Consider the following 3,186-nt stretch of genomic DNA (forward strand, 5'->3'; position numbering starts at 1 on the left):
GTTCTGCTCGCTGCGAATGGGGGAGCTGGCCGCCCTGACCCGCCGCGACATCGACCTGCCCGCTGGCACCGTCACGATCCGGGTCTCGGTCGCCGAGCTGCCCGGCGGGGTGCGTCACCTCGGCCCGCCCAAGTCCGAGGCCGGCCGGCGCACCGTCACGATCCCCGAGGCGATCCGCCCGGCCGTCGGCGAACACCTCCAGACGTTCGGAGAGCCCGGACCGGACGGTCTGGTGTTCATCGGACCTCAAGGCGGGGTGCTGCGCGAGTCCAACTTCGTCAACGACGTGTGGCGCCCGGCGACCCTCGGCTTCGGTCTCGCGCACCTGCACTTGTTGAGTCGGCCTGGGGCGCGGTGCCGGCATTGCTGTCGGTCCGTTTCCCCAGGCCGCTCGCCGAACCCGCCGTGCCGATTTCTCGGCAACGGGCTCTCCACGGTGTCTGTCGTTAGGCGGGGTTCGTGGTTGGCCATGGGGTTGGGATCTTGTTCCCCCGGTATGCGTAACGGGAGACCGTCACGCTTTCGAGCCGGAAGTACTCGATCCCGTTCTCCGCGATCAGCCACTTCCCGGTGGAGGCGGTCAGGTGGCGGCGGAGTTGACCCCAACTCCAGCCGTGGCGGGCCCGCAGCATGTGGACGAGCCGCCACCAGGCGAACTTGTCCAGTTTGCTGAAGGTCCATTTGGCCACGGCGTGTTTGAAGTAGTTGGCCCACCCGCGCATGAGCTGTCGAAGTTTGATCAGCACACCCGCGAGTTCCCACTGCGATGTTCTGTGTGTCAGGGCACGGATCTTCGCCTTGATCGACCGCAGCGGACGCTGGGCGATGAAGGTGTAGACGTACCACTTGTTCGTCCCTCTTTTGGGTTTCCACCGGATGTGGAAGCCGAGGAAGTCGAACCCGTCAGCCATGTGCACGACCTGGGTTTTGGCTGCGGACAGCCGCAACCCTAGGGGTGCGAGCATGGTAGCGACGTCTTCGCGTAGCGCTTCGGTGTCCTCGCGCGTGCCGTGCACCAAGACGACGAAATCGTCCGCGTAACGCACGATGCGCCACGTGGGCCGTCCCTTGGAGCGCCGGTAGGCGCGTTTGCCCGATGTCGACATCGGCCCACCCGGTTGCCACGGCGCCATCACATGCTCATCGAGCGCGGACAGCGCGATGTTGGCCAGCAGCGGGGACAAGATGCCGCCCTGCGGCGTGCCGGTCAAGGTGTCCTGCTGGGCGCCGAGTTCGGTGAGGATCCCGGCTTTGAGGAACGCCTTGACCAGCGCCAGCACGCGCTTGTCTTTGACCCGCGCCCGCACCCGCTCCATCAGAGTGGTGTGCGAGATGGAGTCAAAGCACGCCTCGATATCCGCATCGAGCACCCAGCGGTAACCGCGGGTGCCGAAATGGTGGATCTCAGCGATCGCGTCCTGGGCGCGCCGCTTGGGCCGGAACCCGTAGGAGACCGGCGAGAAGTCGGCCTCGAAGATGGGTTCCAACACCAGTTTTAGCGCCGCCTGAACGACCCGGTCCGTCACTGTGGGAATCCCCAGTTTGCGGACCTTGCCCGACCCACCCGGCTTGGGGATCTTGCGTTCCCGCACCGGCAACGGCCGGAACTCCCCACCCCGAAGGGCGGTTCGCAGGTCGTCCAAAAACCCCGGAACACCCACCATCTGCTCGATGTCGGTGACCGTGAAGCCATCCACACCGGGCGTGCGTGCTCCCTGGTTTCCCGCGACCCGCGCGAACGCCACGTTCAGCGTCGCCGGGTCGCACACGAAGTTGAACAGGTCATCGAACCAGCGGCCAGGATCAGCCACCGCCCAACGATGAAGTTTGGCCTGCATCCCCGATACCCTCGCCCACGACCCGACAGGTCCTGAGCAAGGAGCCTCGCCATCCGGCGGTGCATCTTTCGGCATTGCCGTCACCTTCCCTTCTCGATACCGCTGCCGCCCTTCCCGATGTGCCGGGCTTTCCCCGGCTCGCAGTACTACGGCGGCTCCGCCCCGCCCCGGACCGATCGGCTGTCGGTGCGCCCAGCCCGACCGACCACCGGACGTGGACGGGCGGGCAAGATCCGGGACGGTTCCCGTGTTCACCAAGGTTCGCTCCACGAAGGAGGAGCCCGACTATGCCCCTGCGGCATCGCTGCGAGTACCCCGCAGCACTTCCTCGCAGCCTCCCTAACGGCTCATGCCTACCGCCACAGAAGTTCCCCGCCGCACAATCACAACGGGTGCGCGCCGCTCCCAGCCCAGATCCGCCAGGTTCGAGCCGGTGCCTAATCAAGGGGATGTCACACGCCGGTTCCTCACGTACTCCTCTCCGTAACGCTTGCCGGACCCGAACCATCTGGCAGTGCTGACCCGTCCCGGCGTTGTCAGGGCTGCTCCCACCCTCCCCGGCACCACCCGGATCAGGCTGCCCCCAGCTCCGCTGCCCTGCTGCGACAGGAACAACGGCGAAGGTCTCTCACCTCCACTCGAACCTCAGCGCCTCACGGCGCACCCATGACCTCCGGCATACCTTCGCGACTCTGCAGCTGGGTAACCAGCAGCCGATCAAGATCGTTAGCGAGATGATGGGTCACACGCGTACTGCCATCACCCAGGACCTGTACACGCACGTGTCGGCGCAGATGCAGCGACGAGCAGCCGACGCTCTTGATGCGGTGCTGCGCACCAACGATGGTGATGTCGAGGCTGGCAGCATCGACGGCGGCGCGTAACCGCCGGGAGCGCGGGACGCTCGCTGACGAGCGCGTGTGGTGAGTTTGGTCGGTCGATGACGGTGCCGCCACTTTTCCGCGCGCGAGTCTCATCCTGTTGCTGGCGCCATCGCTGGCGGACGTTGGTGGACAACAAACGAATGACAACGGTTGACGCTCCTAATATGCCGCTGAACTGGGCGTTTGCCGTAACCTCTAGTCCTTGGAGGGCTCGCCTAGTGGCCGATGGCGGCGGTCTTGAAAACCGCTATGGGGTTACACCCATCAAGGGTTCGAATCCCTTGCCCTCCGCTGACAGTGGGTGTCAGATGCGGCGGTTGTTGTGGCATATGCAAGGCCCCGCAGCCGGCATGTCCATTTGGCGAGACTGACGTCGCAATTCAGTCTGGAACCAAGGTCAATAGTGGGGACATGCCTGCTCTCGGCGATCCCAAGCGGAGCCTCTACCTCCACATGTCTGACTC

At 65.3% G+C, this 3,186-nt stretch carries 3 protein-coding genes and 1 tRNA gene; 2 read left to right on the forward strand and 2 right to left on the reverse strand.

Translation table 11 applies throughout. The annotated features are described in order from the left end of the window. Positions 1–325, reverse strand: a 325-nt coding sequence (locus WAN02_RS30295; RefSeq protein ID WP_422269073.1) for a hypothetical protein, incomplete at its 3' end; no start/stop codon positions are given. Positions 326–446: 121 nt separating this feature from the next. Continuing rightward, positions 447–1,838, reverse strand: a complete 1,392-nt coding sequence (gene ltrA / locus WAN02_RS30300; RefSeq protein ID WP_422269074.1) for a group II intron reverse transcriptase/maturase — start codon at positions 1,836–1,838, stop codon at positions 447–449. A 533-nt stretch (positions 1,839–2,371) separates the two neighbouring features. On the opposite strand from ltrA, the gene WAN02_RS30305 reads away from it, so the two are divergent. Both WAN02_RS30305 and WAN02_RS30310 read left to right on the forward strand, forming a co-directional pair. Next, positions 2,372–2,722, forward strand: coding sequence for a tyrosine-type recombinase/integrase (locus WAN02_RS30305; protein ID WP_422269075.1), 351 nt, complete (start codon positions 2,372–2,374; stop codon positions 2,720–2,722). Positions 2,723–2,926: 204 nt separating this feature from the next. Next, a tRNA-Ser gene (locus tag WAN02_RS30310) sits at positions 2,927–3,013 on the forward strand. Positions 3,014–3,186 lie beyond the last annotated feature (173 nt).

The organism is Mycobacterium sp., from assembly GCF_049281135.1.
Taxonomy (GTDB): domain Bacteria; phylum Actinomycetota; class Actinomycetes; order Mycobacteriales; family Mycobacteriaceae; genus Mycobacterium.